General features: G+C 71.1%; 20 protein-coding genes. 8 read left to right on the forward strand and 12 right to left on the reverse strand.

From position 1 onward, the window contains the following. Both D7X55_RS13325 and D7X55_RS13330 read right to left on the reverse strand, forming a co-directional pair. Nucleotides 1-1,238, reverse strand: a 1,238-nt coding sequence (locus tag D7X55_RS13325) for a P1 family peptidase (protein ID WP_147470099.1), incomplete at its 3' end; no start/stop codon positions are given. Between the two features lie 64 nt (nucleotides 1,239-1,302). Beyond that, nucleotides 1,303-1,962 (reverse strand): TetR/AcrR family transcriptional regulator, encoded by a 660-nt coding sequence (locus D7X55_RS13330; protein WP_121723265.1) that lies wholly within the window; start codon nucleotides 1,960-1,962, stop codon nucleotides 1,303-1,305. A gap of 177 nt (nucleotides 1,963-2,139) precedes the next feature. On the opposite strand from D7X55_RS13330, the gene D7X55_RS13335 reads away from it, so the two are divergent. Then, entirely contained in the window at nucleotides 2,140-3,570 is a 1,431-nt protein-coding gene (locus tag D7X55_RS13335) for a carotenoid oxygenase family protein (protein ID WP_120550016.1), read from the forward strand. Between the two features lie 76 nt (nucleotides 3,571-3,646). Then, nucleotides 3,647-4,927 (forward strand): phosphatidylserine/phosphatidylglycerophosphate/cardiolipin synthase family protein, encoded by a 1,281-nt coding sequence (locus tag D7X55_RS13340; protein WP_121723261.1) that lies wholly within the window; start codon nucleotides 3,647-3,649, stop codon nucleotides 4,925-4,927. 43 nt (nucleotides 4,928-4,970) lie between these two features. Here the strand turns inward: D7X55_RS13340 and D7X55_RS13345 are convergent, their stop codons facing one another. From D7X55_RS13345 to D7X55_RS13365, 5 genes are all read right to left on the reverse strand, one after another. Further along, nucleotides 4,971-7,148 carry an ATP-grasp domain-containing protein gene (locus D7X55_RS13345; RefSeq protein WP_120550018.1) on the reverse strand — a complete coding sequence of 726 codons (2,178 nt, stop codon included), beginning with the start codon at nucleotides 7,146-7,148 and terminating at the stop codon, nucleotides 4,971-4,973. Further along, nucleotides 7,133-7,777: an RDD family protein gene (locus D7X55_RS13350; RefSeq protein ID WP_407921767.1), complete on the reverse strand. Its 645-nt coding sequence runs from the start codon at nucleotides 7,775-7,777 to the stop codon at nucleotides 7,133-7,135. The genes D7X55_RS13345 and D7X55_RS13350 overlap by 16 nt, the downstream gene beginning before the upstream one ends. Continuing rightward, on the reverse strand, nucleotides 7,774-8,319 hold the full coding sequence (locus D7X55_RS13355; RefSeq protein WP_121723267.1) for a hypothetical protein: 546 nt from the start codon (nucleotides 8,317-8,319) through the stop codon (nucleotides 7,774-7,776). The genes D7X55_RS13350 and D7X55_RS13355 overlap by 4 nt, the downstream gene beginning before the upstream one ends. Nucleotides 8,320-8,394: 75 nt before the next feature. After that, on the reverse strand, nucleotides 8,395-9,363 hold the full coding sequence (gene hemB, locus D7X55_RS13360; protein WP_121723262.1) for a porphobilinogen synthase: 969 nt from the start codon (nucleotides 9,361-9,363) through the stop codon (nucleotides 8,395-8,397). Between the two features lie 75 nt (nucleotides 9,364-9,438). Beyond that, the gene (locus D7X55_RS13365) at nucleotides 9,439-9,648 is read right to left on the reverse strand and encodes a hypothetical protein (RefSeq protein WP_120550022.1); all 210 of its coding nucleotides are present in this window, start codon (nucleotides 9,646-9,648) and stop codon (nucleotides 9,439-9,441) included. Between the two features lie 395 nt (nucleotides 9,649-10,043). Here D7X55_RS13365 and D7X55_RS13370 point away from each other — a divergent pair, with 395 nt between their 5' ends. The 4 genes from D7X55_RS13370 to D7X55_RS13385 all read left to right on the forward strand — a co-directional run bounded on the left by D7X55_RS13370 (nucleotide 10,044) and on the right by D7X55_RS13385 (nucleotide 16,181). Further along, nucleotides 10,044-10,892: an ABC transporter ATP-binding protein gene (locus tag D7X55_RS13370; RefSeq protein ID WP_233609834.1), complete on the forward strand. Its 849-nt coding sequence runs from the start codon at nucleotides 10,044-10,046 to the stop codon at nucleotides 10,890-10,892. After that, a complete protein-coding gene (locus D7X55_RS13375; RefSeq protein WP_120550023.1) occupies nucleotides 10,889-11,728 on the forward strand; it encodes a hypothetical protein in 840 nt (279 codons plus the stop codon). Before D7X55_RS13370 ends, D7X55_RS13375 begins: the two co-directional genes overlap by 4 nt. A 3-nt stretch (nucleotides 11,729-11,731) precedes the next feature. Then, nucleotides 11,732-12,853, forward strand: coding sequence for a hypothetical protein (locus D7X55_RS13380; RefSeq protein ID WP_120550024.1), 1,122 nt, complete (start codon nucleotides 11,732-11,734; stop codon nucleotides 12,851-12,853). A 139-nt stretch (nucleotides 12,854-12,992) separates the two neighbouring features. Next, on the forward strand, nucleotides 12,993-16,181 hold the full coding sequence (locus D7X55_RS13385) for a fused MFS/spermidine synthase (RefSeq protein ID WP_233609835.1): 3,189 nt from the start codon (nucleotides 12,993-12,995) through the stop codon (nucleotides 16,179-16,181). 25 nt (nucleotides 16,182-16,206) lie between these two features. Here the strand turns inward: D7X55_RS13385 and D7X55_RS13390 are convergent, their stop codons facing one another. From D7X55_RS13390 to D7X55_RS13405, 4 genes are all read right to left on the reverse strand, one after another. Further along, nucleotides 16,207-17,163, reverse strand: a complete 957-nt coding sequence (locus D7X55_RS13390; protein WP_199746954.1) for a DUF6268 family outer membrane beta-barrel protein — start codon at nucleotides 17,161-17,163, stop codon at nucleotides 16,207-16,209. Nucleotides 17,164-17,269: 106 nt separating this feature from the next. Further along, nucleotides 17,270-18,064, reverse strand: a complete 795-nt coding sequence (locus D7X55_RS13395; RefSeq protein ID WP_120550026.1) for a tRNA1(Val) (adenine(37)-N6)-methyltransferase — start codon at nucleotides 18,062-18,064, stop codon at nucleotides 17,270-17,272. Nucleotides 18,065-18,074: 10 nt separating this feature from the next. Further along, nucleotides 18,075-19,220, reverse strand: coding sequence for a DUF1015 family protein (locus D7X55_RS13400; RefSeq protein WP_120550027.1), 1,146 nt, complete (start codon nucleotides 19,218-19,220; stop codon nucleotides 18,075-18,077). Nucleotides 19,221-19,287: 67 nt separating this feature from the next. Next, nucleotides 19,288-20,535 carry a hypothetical protein gene (locus D7X55_RS13405; RefSeq protein ID WP_199746955.1) on the reverse strand — a complete coding sequence of 416 codons (1,248 nt, stop codon included), beginning with the start codon at nucleotides 20,533-20,535 and terminating at the stop codon, nucleotides 19,288-19,290. A 95-nt stretch (nucleotides 20,536-20,630) separates the two neighbouring features. Here D7X55_RS13405 and D7X55_RS13410 point away from each other — a divergent pair, with 95 nt between their 5' ends. After that, nucleotides 20,631-22,103 carry a deoxyribodipyrimidine photo-lyase gene (locus D7X55_RS13410; RefSeq protein WP_121723264.1) on the forward strand — a complete coding sequence of 491 codons (1,473 nt, stop codon included), beginning with the start codon at nucleotides 20,631-20,633 and terminating at the stop codon, nucleotides 22,101-22,103. 89 nt (nucleotides 22,104-22,192) lie between these two features. Continuing rightward, a complete protein-coding gene (locus D7X55_RS13415; protein ID WP_120550029.1) occupies nucleotides 22,193-22,516 on the forward strand; it encodes a polyhydroxyalkanoic acid system family protein in 324 nt (107 codons plus the stop codon). 34 nt (nucleotides 22,517-22,550) lie between these two features. Here the strand turns inward: D7X55_RS13415 and D7X55_RS13420 are convergent. Further along, nucleotides 22,551-23,191, reverse strand: a 641-nt coding sequence (locus D7X55_RS13420) for a tetratricopeptide repeat protein (protein ID WP_233609836.1), incomplete at its 5' end; no start/stop codon positions are given.

The raw sequence follows: 23,191 nt of genomic DNA on the forward strand, positions 1-23,191 counted from the left end.
CGGGTGGGCTGGGCGGCGCCCAGGGTGACGTCCCCCTCCCGGTCCTCGTCGGTGGGGCGCTCCTTGGAGGCCGGCACGCTCGTCTGGTGGGGGCGCTTCTTCACCGAGGCGAAGATGGGACGGCAGGCGTCCACGAAGCGGCGGACCTCGTCCAGGGGCAGCGCCGGGGAGTAGTTGTCGTTCACCCCCGTCATGGGCTCCGCCATGCACATGGCGTTGAGGATGGCCTCCTCCGTGGCCTCCATCACGGCCTCGTAGAGGGGGTCCAGGCGCTGATCCAGGAGGATCTTCATCTTGTAGACCATCTTCTGGGTGCGCCTGGGGATGATGTTCGCGGTGGAGAAGCCCACGACGATCTCACCCGAGCCGTGCGCCGCGTAGCTGCCCACGCGGCCAATGCCCAGGCCCACGCGCTTGCACAGGCGGTTGATCTGATGGCTGAGCAGCGGCGCGTCCGTGGCGACGACGGCGATGATGGAGCCGTAGGACTTGCCGCGGTGGGGGGTGTTCTTGAACTTCTCCACCAGCACTTCGCCCACCGGCAGGCCGCCCACGCGCAGGTTGTGCATCTTCCCGAAGTTGGACATGACGAGCACGCCCAGCGTGTAGCCGCCCAGCACCTCCGGCAGCTTGCGCGACGACGTGCCGATGCCGCCCTTGAAGTCGCACGTCACCATGCCGGTGCCGCCGCCGACGTTGCCCTCCTGCACCGGGCCGGACTTCGCGGCGTTGATGGCGGCGACGACGTGCTCCTGGCGCACGTGGCGGCCGGAGATGTCGTTGAGCCACGAGTCGTCGCACTCGCCCACCACGGGGATGATGACGTCGTGCTCGTCACCAATGCCCGGGTAGCGCTGGACCAGGTAGTTGGCCACGCCGTCCGACACGGCGCCCACGGCCATGGTGTTGGTGAGGAGGATGGGCGTTTCGATGAGGCCCCACTCCATGAGCTGGGTCATGCCGGAGACCTCGCCCGCGCCGTTGAGCACGAAGCCGCCTCCGCTCATGCGTTCCATGAAGATGTTGCCCAGGTTGGGCAGGATGGCCGTGACGCCCGTGCGCACCGGACCGAAGCCGGGCTTGAGCGGCCCCGAGCCCTCGATGAGGGTGGTGTGGCCCACCAGCACGCCTTCCACGTCCGTGATGGCGTTGTACTTGCCCGGCTTGAAGCGCCCCAGCGGAAGCCCCAGCTCCCGCGCCCGGACCCTTGGCCCCGTCTCTCCCGGTTTCGACACCATGGGCCGACCGTACCCGACAATCTCCGACGGTCAACCCTGCTTCCCTACCAAGTGTCGCTCGGCCTCAGCCGCGCGCGGGCGCCCTCAGCCCCTCGACGAGCAGCCGCGTCTGCACGCTTGCAAGCGCCTCCGCGCCCTCTACGCCCTGCGGGGACTCGCCCAGCTGCCGGTCCACGAACAGCGAGGCGAGCCCATGCACCAGCGACCACGCGGTGAGCGTGAGGGGCCGCGACTCGCCGGGGCGCAACAGGCCCGCCGCCTGCGCCGCTTCGATGGTGCTCACCAGGAGCGTGAAGGCGCCCTGCTCTCCTTCCGGCTCCGGAGGCGGTGACATGGGCCGGGTGAAGTGCGGGCCGAACATCACCCGGAAGTGCGGCGGGTGCCGCACGGCGAACAGCACGTAGGCCTCGCCCGCCGCGTACAGGCGCTCCAGCGGGCCGGTGTGCGGGGCCATGCGCTCGCGCATCTCGCGCGCCATGGCGCGAAAGCCCTCGTGCGCCACCGCCTCCAGCAGCGCCTCTTTGTCCGCGAAGTGCCGGTACGGCGCCGCGTGGGTGACTCCCGCCCGGCGGGCCACCTCGCGCAGGGACAGCGCGCCGAAGCCCTCTTCCGCGATGAGCGCCACCGCCGCGTCCACCAGCGCCTGGCGCAGGTCCCCGTGGTGGTAGCGGCCCTTGTCCTCCGGTGCCTCCGCCGCCTGCTTCCGCTTGCCCCGCGTCGCCACCGTCCGTGCCTCCTCGCGCGCCCACTGCCGCCTGCGTGACTTGACCATCCGCCGCGCGAAGTTACCAGCGTCAACATGCATGTTGACACCGACAACATGCGATGTTTACAGTGTCAACACGATGGGCGGCGCGGGGTCCTCTCGCGTCGTTACGTTTCAGCTGGAAAGGGAGCCGTCATGACGACCGCGACGAAGCAGACGATGTCCTCCTCCGCGCCGGGCTGGCTGCGGGCGTTCCGCACGCTCCCCCGCCAGCACGGCTTCGAGCCGCTGCGCGTGGAGGGCCAGGTGCCGGAAGGGCTGCGCGGCTCGCTGTACCGGGTGGGGCCGTGGACGTTCGACGTGCATGGCCGGCCGTACCAGCACTGGTTCGACGGGGACGGCGGGATGCTGGGCGTGCGCTTCGGCGCGGACGGGGTGAAGGGGGCGTCGCGGCTCCTGGACTCGCCCACCATGGTGACGGAGCGCAAGGCGTCCTCGCAGCGCTACGGCGGCTACGGCACGCCCACCCCGCTGCTCCACAAGCTGAGCCAGGTGCGCAAGAACTCCGCGAACACGTCGGTGATGGCGTGGAACGGCAAGCTGTACGCGCTCTTCGAGGGCAGCATCCCGGTGGAGGTGTCCCCGGAGGACCTGTCCACGCTGGGCGAGACGGACTTCGACGGCACGGTGGTGGAGACGTTCTCCGCGCACCCGCACCGCGTGCCGTCGCGCAAGGCGTCCTACAACTTCGGCATCCGCTACGGCCGCTTCACGCTGGCGGACCTCTTCGTCCTGCCGGACGGCGGCAAGGCCCAGCGGCTGGGTTCGGTGAAGCTGCCGGGCGCGACGATGGTGCACGACTTCATCGCCACGGATCGCTACCTCGTCTTCTTCCTGTCACCGCTGCGCTTGAACCTCTTCCGCGCGCTGCTGCAGGTGGGCTCGTACTCGGAGAACCTGCGGTGGAAGCCGGAGGCGGGCACGGACGTGCTGGTGGTGCCCATCGACGACGTGGAGCACCCGGTGCGCATCACCACGGACGCCTTCTACCTGTGGCACTTCGGCAACGCGTACGAGCAGGGCGACACGGTGGTGGTGGACTACGTGCGCTACCCCGACTTCACGACGAACCAGTGGCTGGGAGAGCTGGTGCGCGGCACGACGTCCACGGACGCGGCGGGCATGCTGCACCGGGCGGTGATCGACGTGAAGGCGGGCACCTTCCGCACCGAGCAGCGCTCGGACGTCAGCTGCGAGTTCCCCCGCGTGTCCCCGAACGTCGTGGGCCGCGAGCACCAGACGCTCTACCTGGGCGTGCACCGGGGCAACGAAGCCCGGCGCGGCCTCTTCGACGGCGTGGCGCGCATGGACATTTCCACGGGCAAGCTGACGACCGCGGACCTGGGCGAGGGCACCTACCCCTCCGAGCCCGTCTTCGTCCCCCGCCCCGGCGCCACCGCCGAGGACGACGGCTGGGTGCTCACGCAGGTGTTCGACGCGAAGACGGACACGTCCCACGTCGCCGTGCTGGACGCGCGCCGGATGGAGGACGGGCCCGTGGCGCGCTGCCACTTCGACCACGCCCTGCCCCCCACGTTCCACGGCGGCTTCGCGCCCGGGAAGTGACACTGACTCCCGCTTTCCAGGACTTCCGAACCATTTCGGCTTAAATGGTTGGAAATCAGGAAACGGGAGGCAGGTCATGAAACGGCTGCTCGCAGTGGCAGGACTGGTGGTGGCGCTCGTGGGCTGTCAGCCCGAGGCGCAGACGGATCCGAATCTGGCGGAGCAGGCCCAGGGCGCGACGAACGTGCCCGGGCTCTACGCCGTCTTCAACCAGCCGGACAACACGGGCACGCGGGACTACCGCATCAAGGATGAGATTGCCCGGCTCATCCAGAACAGCCCCAAGGGTTCGTACATCCGCATCGCCATGTTCCTGTGGACGACGGACCACCTGAACGCGGCGATCAAAGCGGCGCTGTGCCGGGGCGTCATCGTGCGGCTGGTGGTGGACGAGCAGAACGGCGGCGCCGCTTCGGAGTTCGCCTCCGGCGGCGTCATCCACGACATCAGCAGCTACGTGCCCCCGGCGGCGACCTGCCCGGACGCGACGCGGCTGGAGCTCACGCGGTGCAACGGCACGGGCGCGGGCAGCGCGTGCATCGCGGGCTTCGACCGCGAGGGCACCATCATGCACGACAAGATCTTCACCTTCTCCACGACGACGGATCCGCAGGGCAACCGCATCCAGCGCGTGGTGGTGCAGGGCTCGTGGAACAACACCTACTCCCAGAACAACTACTGGAACGACATGGTCGTCAGCTACGAGGACTGGGACTGGTACGACTACTGGGTCGGCTACCACAACGACCTGCGCGGCGGCACGAAGACGACGGACTACTACAACCCCACCACGGGCCAGGGTTACTACAACTCCCCCAACGCGCCGTGGACCGTCTACTTCTTCCCGCGCGAGGGCAACGACAACGAGCTGTCCAGCGACACCGTGACGAACAACTTCACGGACTACATCCGGACGTACGTGTCCGGCTGCACGCTGGACGTGAACCAGAACCACTTCAACGACAGCCGCGCCATCGTGGCCACGGAGCTGGTGCGCATTGGCAAGCTGGGCTGCCGGGTGCGCGTGCTCTACACGGACATGGACGCGGGCATCAAGACGAAGCTCAGCGGCGCGGCGAACATCACGCTCCGCCAGCTCTACGACGTCTCTGCCAACAACGTGAAGACGAGCGACGGCACGCCGCGCGAGGTGCTCACGCACAGCAAGCACTTCGTCTACTCCGGCAACTTCAACGGGACGGTGCGCAAGATGGTGCTGACGGGCTCGCACAACCTGTCCAAGAACTCGCTGCGCTACAACGACGAGAACCTGGCCAAGTTCTACTCGGACACGCTGTGGCAGGCGTACCACGACAACTTCGAGAAGGGCTGGGCGCAGGCGCTCAACGACGGCTGAAATGAAACGGGGACGGCGCCTTTCGGGCACCGTCCCCTTCAGCTCAGGACTTGAGCTCCGGGCGCGGCGTGCCCTCCGCGGGGGCCGCGGCGTTGGCCTGCGCGGTCTGCTCCTCGATCCGCTGCACGACTTTATTGAGCGGCGGCGTGTGGGCGCCGGCCGGGTTCTCCGTCTGGGCCCGGCGCGCCTCGCGCTCCTTGTAGCGGCGGATGGCGGGCGCCATGATTTCCCCAATCAGCGTCCGGTAGTCCATGCCGGCACCCGCCGCGATGAGCACCAGGTCGCTCCAGCCGGGCGTGAGGCCGGGCAGCGGGTTGCACTCGATGAAGTAGATGCGCCCCTTGTCGTCCATGCGGAAGTCGATGCGCGCCACGTCGCGGCACCCCAGCGCCATGAACGAGTTGCGCGCCGCCGTGCGCAGCTTCTCCAGCAGCGCCGGTTCGATCTTCGCGGGCGCGTCGTAGCGGATGCGGTCCGTCCAATCCAGCTTGTGCTGGAAGCTGTAGACCGGGTTCTTCTCCGCCTTGTCCAGGAAGACGATCTCCATGGGCGGCAGCACGCGCGGACGACGCTCGCCCAACAGGCCCACCGTGAACTCGCGGCCGCCGATGTACTCCTCAATCAGCGCGGGCTGCTGGTACTTGCCGGCGATCTCCTTCACCACGTCGCGCAGCTCGGCTTCCGAATAGCAGACGCTCTTGGTGACGACGCCCTTGGAGCTGCCCTCCGCCACCGGCTTCACGATGAGCGGGAAGGTGGTGAACTCCTTGTTGAGGCGCTCCTTGCCCGTGACCATCAGCTGGAAGTTGGGCGTGAGGATGCCCGCCTGACGGACGATCTTCTTCGCCAGCGCCTTGTCCAGCGCGAGCGACAGCGTCGCGGGGTCGCTGCCCGTGTACGGGATGTCCAGGAGCTCCAGCATCGCCGGCACCTGGCTCTCACGGTTGCGGCCCTTGAAGCCCTCCGCGATGTTGAAGACGATGTCCAACGGCGTGCTGGAGAGCACCGTGGGCAGCTCCGCCGTGGCCTCCAGGTCGATGACCTCGTGGCCCCACGACGCAATGGCCTCGCGGATGGCCTGGAGGGTGTTGGGCGAGTCGTACTCGGCCTCGCTGTCCTCCTGCACCGTCTCCGCCGTGGCGCTGGGCTTCACGCGCTTCACGTTGAAGCTGAAGCCCACCCGCAGCGGGCCGGACTTGCGCGCGGGCCGGCCCTGGCGGCTCTTGTTGTCGCGGATCTTGTGACGCTTGCCCGCGCTCTGGATGATGGAGTTGATGACCCCGTCCAGGTGCAGCCCCTCCAGCTCCGCCGCGGCGTAGATGCCCGCGCCCGGCTCCAGGCTGGGCAGCGCGTTGATCTCCAGGAAGTACGGCACGCCCGCGTCGGACACGCGGAAGTCCAGGCGGCCCAGGTCGCGGCAGTCCAGCACCTGGAGGATCTTCTGCGCCATCTTGCGGACGTCCTCGGACATCTTCGTCGGGATGTTCGCGGGCGCGCGCACGGACACGGACTTCTCCCGGCGCGTCTTCAGCTCGTAGTCGTAGATGGCGTACTTGCGGCCCTGGGACGCCTCCGGTTCGATGACGTACTCCACCGGCGCGAGCACGCCGTCGTAGTCGTTGTCCACCGCGGCCAGGAACGGCACCGTCAGGTCGCGCCCGCTGATGTACTCCTCCACCAGCACGCCCGCCGGGTACTTCTCCAGCGCCTTCGCCACCTTCTCGCGCACCTGCTCCAGCGTCTCCGCGACGGAGTCCTGGGTGATGCCCTTGGAGGAGCCCTCGAAGTTGGGCTTCACGATGACCGGGAAGCGCAGGTTCTCCGGCTGCAGCTCGTTGAGCTTCTCCACGTACTGCCAGCCCGGCGTGCGGATGCCGTGCTTGGAGACGATGAGCTTGGTGAGCTGCTTGTCCAGCGTCAGCGCCAGCGCGTATGCGTCCGAGCCCGTGTACGCGAAGCCCAGCTCGTCGAAGAGCGCCGGGTAGAACGCCTCACGGAAGCGGCCGCGGCGGCCTTCCGCCGTGTTGAAGATGAGGTCCGGGCTGTACGCCTCCAGGCGGGCGACGGTGCGCGACGCGGGGCCGCTCACCTCGAAGCGCTCCAGGCGGTGGCCCAGCCGCTCGATGGCTCCCGCCAGCGTGTTCACCGTCTCCTGCGTGTCGAACTCCGCCTCTTCTTCCGAGTCCGAAAGCCGCAGGTTGTAGGTCAGCGCGATGCGCATGGCTTGCCCCGTCTCACTTTCCTGAATGCCTTTCCACGGCGCACCTTGGCCGCGGACATCAACCGGCCGGGAGCGCGTTGGGCGCCCACCGGCGTGCGGGCTGCAACCGTCGCGCCCGCGACAACCTTCCCGTCCACCACCTGCGTCTGCGCCCAGGTGTCTCCCAGCCGCAGGCCCAGCGGGTCGCGCAGCACGCGCCACGCCTCCACGCCGCCAATCACCACGAAGCCCGCCAGGGCGGCCACCACGCCATGCGGCGCGGGCATCATCCCCAAGAGCACCACCAGCGCGAGCGGCGCGTTGCGAAGCGTGCTGTCGCGGTGCCGGGCCGCCGAGCGCGTGGGCAGGTGCATCACCTTCACGCCGCAGATGCGCTTGCCCACGCTCTGTCCCTGGAGCATCCCGTCCGCGAGCAGGAGGAAGAGCAGCGCCACCACCGCGCCCGCCGCGCCGCAGACGACGTACAGGCCCCAGGCCACCGCGCAGTCGATGATCCGCGCGCCCAGCCGCAACAGCAGCGACGCCTTCGGGTACGGTGAATCCGGCTCCGCGTCCTCCTGCACCAGCCGCAGCACGCGGGGTGCGCTCCGACCTTCCGTCATCAGGCTGCGTTCAGGGGCGGTGCTCACTCCTCGGGCTCCAGCGTGAGGCCCTCTTCGGTGGGCTCCGGCTCGTCCAGCCCCGCGAGCTTCGCCAGCCGCTCGTGCGCGGACAGCGGGTGGACGAAGGGCACCACCGTCTGCGCGTGCTCTCCGGCCGCCTCCGCCGCGAGCCGCGCGGTGGGGCTGCCGCCTTCCGACATGCGCAGGAGCTTCTGCCGGGCGTCGTCCTCCTCGTGCCGCGCGGGCTCACCCTCCCGCGTGAAGAAGACGAAGGCCATGGCCGGGCGCTTGGAGGACTCGCGCATCGCGAACTGCACGCCGTCCAGGTTCCAGCCCTTGGCCGTCCACTCGTTCAGGGTGCGCTCCAGCGCGCCCTCGTCCACCGTGGACAGCTCCACCACTTTGTACTGCAACGGCCCGGGCTCACGAACGACGGGGATCTGTCCCTTCCCGGGGCGCTGCTTGGACCTGGAGCGCGACGCGGGGGCCTTGAGGGCCCTGGGCGGCGCGCCACGTCTGGGCGGAGGCTTCTCGGTTCTGCGTCCGGGCCGCTTCTTCTGGGTGGGCATCGTTGTGGGGAGCATTTGGGCGCAAGCGGCGGAAGCGATCAAGCCTTCCGCCGAACACGTACGCCCGGGTGTCGCCTACAGGAGCTTGGCCGCTTCCAGGGCGTGGTAGGTGATGATGAGGTCTGCGCCGGCGCGCTTGATGGACGTGAGGACCTCCATCATCACGCGCTCGTAGTCCACCCAGCCGTTCTGCCCGGCGGCCTTGAGCATCGCGTACTCGCCGGAGACGTTGTACGCGGCGAGCGGCAAATCAAAGTTCTCACGCAGCGCGCGGATGACGTCCAGGTACGACAGCGCCGGCTTCACCATGATGAAGTCCGCGCCCTCGTCCACGTCCAGCGCCGTCTCGCGGATGGCCTCGCGCACGTTGCCGGGGTCCATCTGGTAGCCGCGGCGGTCGCCGAACTGCGGCGTGCTCTGCGCGGCCTCACGGAACGGACCGTAGAAGCCGGAGGCGTACTTCGCCGAGTACGACATGATGGGCGTGTCCTGGTGCTTCACCTCATCCAGCGCCTTGCGGATGGCGCCGATGCGGCCGTCCATCATGTCCGAGGGCGCGATGATGTCCGCGCCCGCCTGCGCGCAGGTGACGGACATCTGGGCCAGCAGGGGCAGCGTGGCGTCGTTGGCCACGTGGTTGCCGTCCAGCACGCCGCAGTGGCCGTGGTCGGTGTACTCGCACAGGCACACGTCCGCGATGACCTGGAGGTCCGGCTCCGCGGCCTTGATCTCCCGGATGGCGCGCTGGACGATGCCGTCCGTCGCGTACGCCTGGGTGCCGCGCGCGTCCTTGTGGTCCGGGATGCCGAAGAGGATGACGGACGGCACGCCCAGCGACTTCGCGAGCTTCGCCTCCTTCACCGCGTGCTCCAGTGAGAGGTTGAAGATGCCCGGCATGGAGGAGATGGGACGGCGCACGTCCCGGCCCTCCACGACGAACAGCGGATAGATGAAGTCCGTGGGCGAGAGGCGCGTCTCTCTCACCATGTCACGGAGCGCCGCCGAGCGGCGGAGCCTGCGGGGACGGTGGACGGGGTGGGCCATGGGTCGCCGGTATAAACCGCCGGGCCCCGCGCTTCACCCCTTTGCGCGTCGTGGAATCGCCTGGGAATCGCCTGCTCAGCCGGCGACGGGGCGCCAGGTCCGCTGATGGCGGCGGGAATCGCGCGCCATGCGGTCGGCCCGCCGCCCGGCCAGATCCGCCTCGTACAGCGCCCGGGCGTAGCGCACCCGCGCCGCCTCGGTCCCGGTGTCCAGCTCCCGCTCGGCCGCCTCCAGCTCACGGCGCGCGTCCTGAAGCTGCTGCTCGGTCCCGTTTGCCCACGTCATGCCATGTCTCCAGTGTGGTGAGCCCGCGGGGGTTGGCTTTTCCGGTGTCCCGCGGGTGCTGACAGGCATTGCAGGGGTTGGACCAGGGGCTCCGTTGGAACCCCCAGGAGTACAACGCCCGGGAATGACGAGGTGTCGCGGCGCGCCACGCGCGCTCCGGGTGCGCAAGCCGTTTCCCATGGGCGCGAACACGGGAACGCGCTGGGAAGCCCGCATGCAGGGCCGCCCGTCCCTCCCTCGAGGGCCGCCTGCTTTCATGCGGGTGCAATCATCCGCCCACCGGGTCGTCTACAGTCGTGACCGTGACGACTTCACCTCCCGCCCTTGAAGTGCAGGGCCTGCGCAAAACGTATCGCCGAGCGTTCGGCCGTGGCGGCCATGAAGCCCTCCGGGGCATGGACCTCCACGTCCCGGCGGGCAGCGCGTTCGGGCTGATTGGCCCCAACGGCGCGGGCAAGACGACCTTCATCAAGAGCGTGCTCGGCATCGTGCGGCCCACGGCGGGCACGGTGCGCGTGCTGGGCGGGTCGCCAGAGGATCCGGCCATCCGCGCGCGCATCGGGTACCTGCCGGAGCGGCTGCACCTGCCCGGCACGTGGAAGTCCCCCGCGTTCCTGGCCACCGTGGCGCGGCTCAAGGGCCTGAAGGTGGATGCCGGTGCGCACGCGCGGCTGTTGGAGCGCGTGGGGCTTTCGGACGCGGTGGACCGGCGCATCGGCGGCTACTCCAAGGGCATGCGGCAGCGGCTGGGGCTGGCGGCGGCGCTGCTGGGAGAGCCGGCGATGCTCGTCCTGGACGAGCCCACGGACGGAATCGACCCCATGGGCCGGCTGGAGGTGCGCCGCATCCTCCAGGAGGAGGTCCAGAAGGGCGTGACGCTGTTCCTCAACTCGCACCTGCTGGCGGAGACGGAACGCGTGTGCGACCGCGTGGCCATCCTCGCGGACGGGCGCGTGCTGCGCGAGGGACGGCTGGAGGAGCTGGCGAAGGCCGGGGCCCGCTGGCGCGTGCGCTTCGCGCCCGGCGCGGATGCCCAGGCGCTGACGGCGGAGGGCTTCGTGCCGGCCGGCGGTGGACGGGAGGACGGCGTGTACACGGTGGAGGCGGCGGACGTGGCGGTGCTCAACGCGGCGCTGGACCGGGCGCGCTCGCGCGGCGCGCTGCTCACGGAGCTCAAGCGCGAGGGCGCGGACCTGGAGGCGGTGCTCGTGGGCGCCGTCGGTGGACCGGGGGTGGCGGCGTGAAGAGCCCCGTCTTCGTCATCGCGGGCTACGTGCTGCGCGAGGCGGCGTCGCGCAAGTTCATCCTGGCCTTCATGGTGGGCCTGACGCTGGTGCTGGCCACCGTGGCGCTCAGCCTCAAGCTGGAGGTCGTGGACGGCGCGCTCGCGGCGACGCGCCTGTTTGGCGAGGTGATGCGCTCCAACATCATGTCCGTGGACGTGGCGCTCCGGCCCATCTACCGCGCGGCGGCGTACCTGGTGTTCTACGGCGGCATCCTCTTTGGCATCGTGGCGTGCTCGGACTTCGCGCCGGGGCTCTTGTCGCCCGGCCGCATCGAGCACCTGCTCGCCCTGCCCCTGCAGCGCTGGCACCTGCTGGCCGGCACGTTCCTGGGCGTGATGACGCTGGCCCTGGGCGGCACGGTGTACGCGGCGGGCGGGCTGACGCTCATCTTCGGGGTGAAGGCGGGGTATTGGACGATGGGGCCGCTCATCGCCGGGGGGCTCGCGTGCGTGGGGTTCGCGGCGGTGTACGCGGTGATGCTCACCACGGCGACGCTGGTGCGCAGCGCCGCGCTGTGCTCCGCGGCGGGCTTCGTGCTGCTGGTGGGCGGCATCCTCGCGGGCTTCCGCCAGGACGTGTCGCGCTATCTGGAGTCGGGCTTCGGGCGCACGGCGTTCGACGCGGTGACGCTGGTGCTGCCCCGGCTGTCCGCGCTGGCGACGCGCGCGGCGGACCTGGCCAGCTCCACGCCGCTGGAGAAGGGCTCGCTGGGCATGCTGCTGGGCGGCGTGCTGGTGTTCGGACTGGGGGCCCTCTCCGTGGGCTTCTGGCACTTCGAGGGAAAGGACTGCTGAGTCATGGAATCGCGCGGGCGCAGGAGGGTGTGGCTGCTGGGGGCGCTGCTGTTGTTCGCCGCGGGCGCGGTCCTGATGTTCACGGGCCAGGGTGACACGGCGCCCGCCCCGGAGAAGGACGTGGAGTTCCCCCGGCGCATGCGGTCGCAGGACCATGCGCGCGCGGAGAAGCGCCGCACCTGGGTGATGCCCGCGGCGGTGGACGCGGGCGTGGCCGCGCCCGTGAAGCCAAGGGATCCGCTGCTCGCGGCGCTGCCCCGGGGCCCGGGCCGCACGGCGGTGGTCATCGAAGCGAACGCGCTGCGCTACTCGCCCGTGGGCGAGCTGCTGATGGACTGCCTGCTGCGCGACGGCGGCAAGAACCTGGAGCAGTTCAAGGCGCTGAGCGGCGTGGATCCACTCCAGGACCTGGACCGGCTGGTGGTCACCGACGAGGGCGTCATCCTCTCCGGCGACTTCAGCAAGGCGAAGTACCAGGAGCTGTTGGGCGAGCGCGTGGCGTCCGACCATGGCCCGGGCGCGCGCGTGTACGAGCCGGGCGACACGACGTTCACCCTGCCGGACGGCGGTACGCAGCGCGGCCGGATGGACACCGCGGTGGGCACCTGGAACAACCAGATGCTCGTGTTCGGCAAGTCGCCGGACTCCGTGAAGACGGTGCTGGATCGCATGGACGGGCGCGGCCAGGAGGACGGCCCGCCGCTGCTGGATGAGAACAGCACCTACGGTGAGATGTACGGCGTGCTGGCGGTGCAGACCCTGGCGAAGCTCCTGGGGCCGGATCAGGCGGAGCTGGCGCAGCGGCTGACGGACGTGGCCCAGAACGTGGAGCTGCACCTGGACACCAGCGGCGACGTGGCCATGGTGGCCAACGTCACGGGCCTGGACGCGGACAAGATGACGGACCTGGGCAAGTCCCTGGGCGGCGCGCTGTCCATGGCGCGCATGAAGGCGCAGACGGAGGGCAAGGAGGACCTGGCCCAGCTCCTGGACTTCGCGAAGGTCCGGCCGGACGGCACGTCCTTCAAGCTGGAGCTGGCGGTGCCGCTCGCCACCCTCCAGGAGCAGCTGGCCTGGTGCCGCGAGGAGCGCCAGGCCGCCGAGCGCGCCAAGACGTCGCCGTAACGGGCAGCCAGGCCTCGCTTCGCTGTTTTCCAGCGGACACCGTTCACGGGATACTGCGGTCCAACAGGGAGCGGCGACCCGCCATGGGCAGGACGGGCGCGGGCTCCTCGAGGATCCGATGAACGCACGTGTCGGGAGGGTGGCACCCCTCCTCTTCGGTTCGGGGCTTTGCGCGCTGGTCTATCAGACGGTGTGGCTGCGGGAGTTCCGGCTCATCTTCGGGGCCTCGACGGCCGCGTCGGCCGCGGTGCTCGCCATCTTCATGGCGGGGCTGGGGCTGGGCAGCGCGCTCCTGGGCGCGCGGGCGGACCGGCAGACGAAGCCGCTGGCCTTCTACGCGAACCTGGAGCTGCTCATCGCCGGCAGCGCCGCGCTGAGCCCCTTCCTCGTGGAGGCCGTGCGCGCCATCTACATCGCGCTGGGCGGCACGCCGGTGATGGGCCTGGGCCTGGGCACCGCCGTGCGGCTGGTGCTGTCGCTGCTGGTGCTCGCGGTGCCCACGGTGCTCATGGGCGGCACGCTGCCGGCCGCGGCGCGCGCGGTGCTCTCCGATGAGGATCCGCGTCGCCGGGACCTCGCGCTGCTCTACGGCGTCAACACCCTGGGCGCCGTGACAGGCGCGGCGGCGTCCACGTTCCTCCTGCTGGAGGTGCTGGGCAACCGCACCACGCTCTGGAGCGCGTGCCTGCTCAACGCGCTGGTGGCCATCACCGCGCGCTCCGTGAGCCGCTCCATGGAGTCCGACGCTCCGGCCACGCCCGCTGCTCCCGCCGCGCCGGTGGCGGACGCTCCTGCCGCTGACGCGGGCGCGCTGCCGCCCCGGGGTTTCGTGCTGGTGGCCGCGGCCGTGGTGGGCTTCGCGTTCCTGCTGATGGAGCTGGTCTGGTACCGGATGCTGGGGCCGCTCCTGGGTGGCACCACGTTCACCTTCGGGCTCATCCTCGCGCTGGCGCTGCTGGGCATCGGGCTGGGCGGCACCGCGTACACCGTCTTCTTCCGCCACCGCGCCGCCACGCTCCAGGGCTTCGCGCTCACCTGCGCGGCGGAGGCCGTGCTGATGGCGGTGCCGTTCGCGCTGGGAGACCGGCTGGCCATCCTCGCCGCGCTCCTGCGTCCGCTGGGCGGCCTGGGCCTGGGCGGCATGGCGCTGGGCTGGACGTTCATCGCCTCCATCGTGGTGCTGCCCGCGGCGTTCGTGTCCGGCGTGCAGTTCCCGCTGCTGCTCGCGCTCATCGGGCGGGGCCGGCAGGACGCGGGCCGGCAGGTGGGCCAGGTGTACGCGTGGAACACGGGCGGCTCCATCGTGGGCTCGCTCGCGGGCGGCTTCGGGGTGATTCCGCTGCTCACCGCGCCGGTGACGTGGCAGGCCGTGGCGGGGCTGCTGGCCGCGCTGGGCCTGGGCGCCGCCATCCTCTCCTTCCAGAGGGAGCGCCAGCGGGGTGCGCTGGTGGCGCCGGTGCTGGCGACCGTGCTCGCCGTGCTGCTGCTCACCGCGCAGGGCCCCACGGCCGTGTGGCGCCACTCCGGCGTGGGCGCGGGCCGTTCGGGGTTGCACGAGCCCGACTCCCAGCAGATCGACCGGTTCGAGAACGCCCAGCGCGCCAGCGTCGTCTGGGAGCACGAGGGCGTGGAGAGCAGCGTCGCGCTCTCGGATGAGGACGGCCTGAGCTTCATCGTCAACGGCAAGGTGGACGGCAACTCCATTGGCGACGCGCCCACCCAGGTCATGTCGGGGCTCGTCGGCGCGCTGCTGCACCCGGCGCCGCGCACGTCGCTCGTCATCGGCCTGGGCACGGGCAGCACCGCGGGCTGGCTGGGCAAGGTGCCGGACATGGAGCGCGTGGACGTGGTGGAGATCGAACCCGCCATCCTGGAGGTCGCGCGCCGCTGCCACGCGGTGAACGCCGACGTGATGAACAACCCGAAGGTGCACACCTCCTTCGGCGACGCGCGCGAGGTGCTGCTCACCACGCCCCAGCGCTACGACATCATCTTCTCCGAGCCGTCCAACCCGTACCGGGCCGGCATCTCCAGCCTCTTCACCCGCGAGTTCTACCAGGCGGCGAAGCAGCGGCTGGCCGAAGGCGGCCTGTTCCTGCAGTGGCTCCAGGCCTACGAGGTGGACGCCCTCACCGTGCAGAGCGCCTATGCCACGCTGTCCTCGGAGTTCACGGCGGTGGAGACCTGGCAGACGCTGAGCGGCGACCTGCTGCTCGTCGCCTCCCTGCAGCCGTCGGCCTACGACCTGCCGGCCATGCGCCAACGCATCGCCCAGGAGCCCTACCGCTCCGCGCTGCGCTCCGTGTGGCGGACGAACGAAGTGGAGGGCGTGCTGGCGCACTTCGTCGCGACCCCGGCGCTGGCGAAGCGCGCGGCGGAGGGTGGCGCGGACATGATCAACACGGACGACCTGTCCTCCATGGAGTTCGCCTTCGCGCGAAGCCTGGGCCGGACCGCCTTCTTCTCCACGCGGGACCTGCGCGGCGCGGCGCGGCGGCTCGGGGCGGACCGGCTGCCGTTCACCGGGGGCACTCCGGACTGGAACCGCGTGGAGGAGCTGCGCGTGTGGCTGGGGTTCAACGCCCCCGGCCCCATGTCCGAGCAGGTCCGTGTCTACAAGGACTTCGTCAGCGCCGCGCAGGCGGGCCGGGACGCCGCGGTGCTGTCCCAGTGGGAGCGCGTCAAGCATGAGCCTCGCGACCCGCGCGAGCAGTACGCGCTGGCGCGCGCCCGGGTGATGACCGGCCACACGGAGGCGCTCGCGTCGTTGCGGTCCCTGAGGGAGAGCCTCCCGGCGGAGGCGGACATGCTGGAGGCCCTGTACCTGGAGGCCCAGCGGCAGGACGCCGCGGCGGCCGCGACCCTGGAGCGCGCGTTCGCGCGGCTGCGTGAGGATCCCTGGCCCCCGGGGCCGCTCATCGAGGCGGCCCTGGACACCTCACTCCGGGTGGGCGCGCGTTCACCGGAGCTGGCCTGGCGGCTCTACTCGGCGCTCGAGCAGCCCCTCGCGGCCAGCGTGGCCACCGCCCATCGGAAGTTGATCCGCGCGAAGCTCGCGGTCGCGGCGGGAGGCGTGGAGAAGTGCGCGGAGGGCCTCGCCCCCCTGGAGCCGCACGTCCCCTGGGACCGCGCCCTGCTGCTGGCGCGCGCCGAGTGCTACACCCGCCGGGGCGACGCCCGGGCGGAGGCGGCGCGCGAGGACCTGGAGCGCTTCCTGGCCCAGGCCCCCGAGCCCTTCCTGGGGGATGTCGAGGCGCAAGGAGCGCCCCCGCACGGGACGCCGGAGCAGGAGTCGCCGCGGACCACCAACGCGCCGGCGGGGCAGTAGGCCCCCTCCACGCAAGCCCGGCGCTTCAGGGCGCCGGGCTCGGGCTCGTGGCCTTCGCCTGGGGACGCCCGGGCCGCCACCCCAGGACGACGCGGCCATACAGCGCGGGCCCCATGTCCAGCCCGCGGACGTTCAGGCTCTCGCGCTCGCGGTCCAGCAGCGCGTAGTCGTTGATCAGCGACAGGCCCACCGACGAGCTCAGCCACAGGTCGCGGCCCAGGTGGACGTTCACGGTGGGCCCCACGCGGACCTGCGTCTCGCGCAGGTAGCTGGCGTTGAGCGCCTGGAGCTCCGGGTCGAAGCGGGTGCGCAGCACCTGCAGGTCCAGCGCCCCCACCAGCCCCAATTCCACCGTGTCGCCCAGCTTGCGCAGCAGCGTGAGCCGGGGCAGGCCCACCTCCAGGATGTACGGCCCCTGGTTGTAGGTGAGGCTCAGCATGGGGATGACCGGCAGTCTGTCGAAGGGCCACAGCGCGACCACGCCGAACGTCAGCCCGAGCCCCGGCGTGTCCTGGAACTGGTAGCGGGCCATCGCGAACGCCACCCAGGACGTGTCCAGGGAGAGGTCGAAGGAGGACTTGAAGTCCGTGCGGGTGCTGGCCAGGACGCCCGTGACGACCAGCCAGCGCGGCGCCACGGGCCGCACGGCCGTGAGCCCCAGCTGGATGCGGTGGAACTGCCACTCCACCGTTTCGTCCTCCAGGGCAGGCGCGCTCGCGCCCATCCACCGCGTCTCGTAGCCCACCGATGGCAGCAGGTACGTGCGCCCCACGACGACCGGCGGCAGCGGCACGCGCAGCTCCAGCGTCTGCCGTTCCTTGATGTGGGTGCCACCCGCGTCCAGCGAGCCACCTCCGGAGAGGCCATAGCTCAGGTAGAGCCGGTCCGCCTGGGTCTGCGCCTGGGCCGGGAGGGTCGCGAGCAGCAGCACCACCCCCACGGCCCAGCAGCCTCGCACGGCGCGGCGGAAGTCCACGCGCATCACACCCTGCCTTCGAGAAGACGGGGCGGCCGGTCCCGGCCCCGGGGCCCGGGAGTCTACCCTGCCCTGCCCCACCCGGGGTGAAGCGAAAAGGACGTGGGGTGTGTCAGCCCACCATGGCGGTGACCTCGTCCGTGAAGGCCGCGTCCTCGTCCGCGTGGACGACGAGCGGCGGCAGCACGGTGAGGTCCGCCCGGCCGTTCTTCACCGCGTGCAGCAGCACCAGCTTCGCGGGCCGGTCCCCGCGTGGGTGCACCATGCGCACCGTGCGCGGCTCCAGCTGCAGCGTGCGCAGCACCGACACCAGCTCGCTGAAGCGCGACGCGGGGTACACCATGCACAGCCCGCCCCGGGGCACCAGCAGGTACGCCGCGGCGCGCACCACGTCCGGCAGCTCGCAGGCAATCTCATGCCGCGCGATGGCCTTCTCCCGGGACAGGTTGCTCTGGCCCGCGGTGCGCGCGCGGTACGGCGGGTTGCACAGCACATGGCCGAAGCTGCTCGCGGGGAACGTCTCCGCCACGTGCCGCAGGTCGCCCTGCACCAGCGACACCGCGCCCTCGCAGCGGTTCAGGTACACGTTGCGCTCGGCCAGGGAGAACAGGCCCGGCTGCAGCTCCAGCGCGGTGATGTCCGTCCTGCCCAGCCGGCGGGCCAGCACCAGCGGGATGATGCCGCACCCGGTGCCCAGGTCGAGCAGCCGCCCCCGGTGCGCTCCCGCGTCGAACACCGCGAAGTGCGCGAGCAGCACCGGATCCAACGTGAAGCGGTAGCCCAGGCGGCGCTGGAGCACCTGCACCTCGCCGCCGCAGATGGCGTCGAGCGTCTCCCCCGGGCCGGGCTCCAACCGCAGCCGCACCCGCTGGGGCCAGTCCTGCGCGGTGCCGGTCAGCGCACGCACACAGGGGCCGTCAGGCTTCGGGATCCAGGAAGAGCAACCCCGCGGGCACGCGCGGCTCCACGCTCAACGTGCGCGGTGGCAGCGTGGCCTGGGCCTCCATCACCGCCCGCACCTCCCACACCGGCGGAGGGTTGAGCGCGAAGCCCGCCTGGAACGTGCCGGACTCCACGCCCGTCACCAGCGCCTCCAGGCCGTGCACCGGGAAGACCTGAGGATGTCCGGACGCCTCCGGCTCCTGGATGCCCAGCACCGTGCGCAGCACCAGCGCGTTGAGCAGCGCCAGGTCCAGGCTGCGCAGCGTGGGATTGCGAGGCGCGCCCTTCAGGTGCGCCAGGTCCAACCCCTGCCGGAAGCGCAGGATGCGGCCCCGGCCTCCCGGCAGCACCAGCAGCACCGCGTGCTGTCCGGGCACCAGCGTGGCCAGCCGCTCGCGCGCGGCCGACAGCCCCTGCGGCGTGGTGAGGGGCGCGTCCAGCTCCGTCACGCGCGCGTAGGCGGCCACCAGGGTGAGGAAGGTCTCTTCCTGGAACGTCTCCACGCCCTTGAGGGCACGGTGGATGGGGCACAGCTCCAGGCCCGGCTCGGACAAGGGCACCACCGCCGCCAGCGTCCGGCCCTGCTCGCTCAGGGCCGCCAGGGGCCGCATGGGGGCTTCATCCAGCACCGCCTGCAGGCGCTTGGACACGGGCGACGGTTCGATGCGCAGGAGCGACACCGGGTTGCCGTCGTACTGCCCCTTCCACACGGAGATGCCGCGCCCGGCGGCCTCGGCCAGCAGGGCCCGGAGCGCGCCGTGGTCATCCGCCACCAGGGTGACGGCGGGCTCCACCTCCCACGCTCGGGGGCGGTACGGGTCCTGCTCCAGCGACGGCACCGCGTCCGGCGTCAGCGCGCACAAGAGGTAGCGCACCGGAGGGCCGGAGAAGGCGCCCGCGGGGCCATGCAGCTCGACGACGTAGAGGGCCGGACGCGCGTCCTTCAGCAGTCCGCCGGAGTCCCGCATCCGGCGCAGCTCCGCGCTCGGGTTCGCGGCCTCCAGCAGGGGCCGCACGTGCGTGGGCAGCGGGGCCGCGTTGCCGCGAGGAGGACCGTCCCCGGTCTCCAGCGAGGAGTCCAGCGACGTCAGGAGGGCCGAGAACGGGAGGACGCGCGCCATACCGGGGAAAGGTGATGCCGCACCCTCCCCCGTGCCATGACGCCTGCCCGCCCGTCCTCCAGGCCGTCTACCACCAGACGTTCTTGTAGGGCCGGTCCTTGGCGCCGCGCGAGCTGCGCAGGGCGGACCGGTCCACGCTCTCCTCCCACAGCAGGCTCACCGTGGTGATGGCGCCCGCGGAGCCCAGGAAGGACAGCACGTAGGGGGTGGACTGGTTGAAGCCGCCCAGCACCAGGCCGGAGATGAGCAGCACCGCCGCGCCCACGCCGCCGCCGAAGAGGTCCGCGCGCAGGATCTGCGACGCCGTCGGGTTGTAGCGCATGGTCGCCAGGGCCAGGATGCCCGCGCCCACGCCCGGGGAGATGAGCAGCATGTCCTTCCACGTCTTGCCGGAGATGGACGTGCCGGAGAAGTGCACGATGGCGAGGAACAGCGCGCTGTACGCCGCCGCCCAGCCCGCGCCGGAGGCCACCAGGAGCCCGTCGGACAAGGGCAGCTGACCGCCGCCGATGCCCGCCGTCAGCCACGCGGCCAGCTCCGCGCCCAGGAACGCGGACCAGGTGAGCACGCCCGGGTCCTGCGTGATCAGGTCCATGAAGCCCGCGAGCGCCATGCCGCCAATGCCCGAGTTGAGGATGGTGAAGTTCGCCATGGGCGTGTCCACCCAGTTGTTGAACTGCCACCACGCGGAGGCGCCAAAGCCCAGGCCCGCGCCAATCAGCGTGCCCGCGAGCATGGACTCCCGCGAGCTGCGGTCGAAGTTGAACTCCTTGGAGAACGCCTGCGTGAAGAAGCCGCCCAGCGCGCCCAGGGCCGTGTGGTGCAGCACGAAGCGCATGCTGCCGGGACCGGACAGGAAGGGCCCCCGGCGGCGCTGGCCGTCCAGGAACACGCCGTTGTCCTCCGGCGGCGGGCGGATCCGCGAGGCGGCGGTCGCGGTCTCGTCGCGGATGGACTCCGGACGCACCTCGCGCGCGCCTTCCGTCAGCGGGGCCTGCGGCTCGGTGCGCAGGCGGTCCGGATCCGGCGGGGCGAGGGGCGCGTCGCTCGCGGGCCGCGGCGTCTCATCCGGGTTCGCCTGCGGCGCGGCCTGCGTGGGAGGCGGCTGCGCGTAGGCGTCCGACGAAGGCTGCGCCGGGGTAGGCTCCTCCGCCTGGGACGACGGCGCCGGGTACATGCCGGGCGCGGGAGGAGGAGGCGGCTGCGGCGCCGGATAGACGCCGGTACCCCCCGCCTGAGCGAGGGCGAGTCCCGGCAACATCAGCGCGAGCGCGAGGACGGTGACAGGGAGGTTCCAGGTTCGACGGTGTGACACGCGAGGGGCTCCTTGGGTCCGGCCGTCCGGCAGAAAACCACAACCCGTGCGGGCGTGTTGGTTTTCCGCCGCGTGTCGAAGATTCTCGCGCGCCCATGCCCGAAGGCCTCTCGTGGTCAGAACTTGGCGTCGACTCGGCCCGTGTGCAGGCGGTGAACGAGGCCCCCCTTCCCACAGGACAGCGCGACTTCGTCCTCTACTGGTGCATGGTCAACCATCGCTGGGAGGAGAACCACGCGCTGGACGCCGCCATCGCGCTGGGCAACCACCTGGGCCTGCCCGTCGTCGTGTACCAGGCCCTCCGCCCGGACTACCCCTACGCGTCGGAGCGGCTCCACGCGTGGGCGCTGGAGGGCATGGCGGACATGGCCAAGGGCTGCGCCGCGCGAGGCCTGCCGTACTGGCTGGAGCTGCCGCGCACGAAGAAGGAGCACAAGCCCAGGCTCGCGAGCCTGGGCAGGCGCGCCGCGGCCGTCGTGTCGGACCTGTTCCCCACGTACATCATCCCGGGCCACCTGCGCGGCGCGGCCAGGGCGCTGCGCGTGCCGCTCATCGCCGTGGACGCGTCCTGCGTGGTGCCCATGCAGCGCATCCCCGCGGCCCAGGTGGGCGCGTACGCGCTGCGCCCCAAGCTGCGCAAGCTGTGGCCGGAGTACCTGGAGCGCACGCTCCCCCACCGCAAGCCGCGCGTGTCCGGCGCGAAGCTCCAGCCGGACTTCGAATTGTCCGACGCGGTGAAGGCCCGCGCCGCGCTGGACACGTTCGCGCTGGATCATTCCGTGAAGCCGCTGGCCGAGCGCGGTGGACGCAAGGCGGGCTTGAAGGCCCTGGACGCGTTCCTCCACGAGCGGCTGGAGGGCCACGACACCGGCCGGAATGATCCGGGCCTGGGCCAGCAGTCCAACCTGTCGCCCTTCTTCCACTGGGGCAACCTCTTCCCCGGCGAGGCGGCGCGCGCGGCCATCGCGGCGAAGGGCAAGGACCACCCGGCCGTGCAGTCCTTCGTGGAGGAGCTGCTCGTGCGCCGCGAGCTGGGCTTCAACTACTGCTTCCACACGCCCGGCCCGAAGCAGCTGAGCGTGGACTCCCTGCCCGCCTGGGCGCGCGAGACGCTGTCACGCCACCGGAAGGATCCGCGCCCGCACGTCTACACCTACGAGGAGCTGGATCAGGGCCGCACGCAGGACGCGCTCTGGAACGCGTCCCAGCGCGAGCTGCGGGAGCGCGGGCGGATCCACAACTACCTGCGCATGCTCTGGGGGAAGAAGATTTTGGAGTGGAGCCCCACGCCGGAGGAGGCGCTGGAGCGCATCACACGGCTCAACGACACCTACGCGGTGGACGGGCGCGACCCGGCGAGCGTCTCCAACTTCATGTGGGTCCTGGGGCTGCATGATCGGCCCTTCCAGGAGCGCCCGGTGATTGGAAAGGTCCGGCCCATGAGCTCGCTCCGCACCGCGGAGAAGTTCGACCTGGGCCCATACCTGGAGCGCTGGGGAACCCCGGCGGCCGTGGCCGAGCCGCCCGGGAAGTCCCGCCGGAAGACCGCCCGCCCGGCCCGCCGGTAGACATCCCACGTAAGACGGCGGTTCACTTTCCGGCCCGGGGTCACTAAACCGGACGGACATTCCCTCTTTCCCGGCACCAGGAGTCAGCCATGGGCACGATGAAGTTCGAGGTTCCCCACAACCTTCCCAAGGACGAGGTCAAGAAGCGCGTCGAGCAGCTCCTGCAGTACTGGGGCTCCAAGTACGGCGTGAAGTCCGACTGGCAGGGCGAGGAGGGCGCGAAGCTCGCCGGCAAGGTGATGGGCATCAACCTGGACGCGAGCTTCGTCATCACGGACAAGTCCATCTCCGGCGAGGGCACCGACCCCGGCATGCTCCTGCGCAACCAGGCCAAGACGTACATCCAGAAGAAGTTCGGCGCGGTGCTGGATCCGTCCAAGAGCCTGGATCAGGTGAAGGGCAACCTGGACTGAGGCAGGGCCCCGTGAAGCCGGGCGGAAGGCCTCTTCAGCCCGGCTGCTCCTCCAGCGCGGCCAGCGCATAGCGGGCCGCGCGGGAGATGGACTCCGCGGAGTCGAGCATCTCCGGGTAGTGCCCCGCCAGCGGGCGCTGCGGGTACTTCAGCTGCGCGACGGCGTTGCGGTAGCTGCGCCGGGCGGACTCGAAGTCCTGCGTGCGCTCCTGCACCTGGGCCAGCAGGTAGTGCCCGATGGCCAGCGTGGGCTCCAGGAACAGGGCCTTGGCCAGCTCGGAGCGCGCCTCGGCAAGGCTCCCCGCCTGCATCGCCGCCACCCCGCCAAAGACACGCGCCTCCACGCACAGCGGCTCGCGCTGGAGCGCCTGCGCGAACGTGTCGCGCGCATCACTGATGCGGCCGGTGAGCGAGTACAGGTTGCCCAGCGTCAGCAGCGCGTCCAGGTCGGACGGCTCGTCCACCAGCAGGCGCTTCACGCCGTCGATGGCGGCGGGGAAATCCCCCTGCCCCATCTTGCGCACGGCCATGTTCAAGCGCTCCGCGGGTGGCAGCAGCTGCGGCCACGAACCGCTGGGGCGCGCGGGCGGCGCTTCCGCCGGGGGCCGGGACGCGGGAGGCTCCACGCGCACCGCCGCGAAGGTCCCGGTCGTCGCGGGCTTGCGCGGGGGCTCCG

This window comes from Corallococcus sp. AB049A (genome assembly GCF_003668885.1).
GTDB lineage: Bacteria > Myxococcota > Myxococcia > Myxococcales > Myxococcaceae > Corallococcus > Corallococcus interemptor.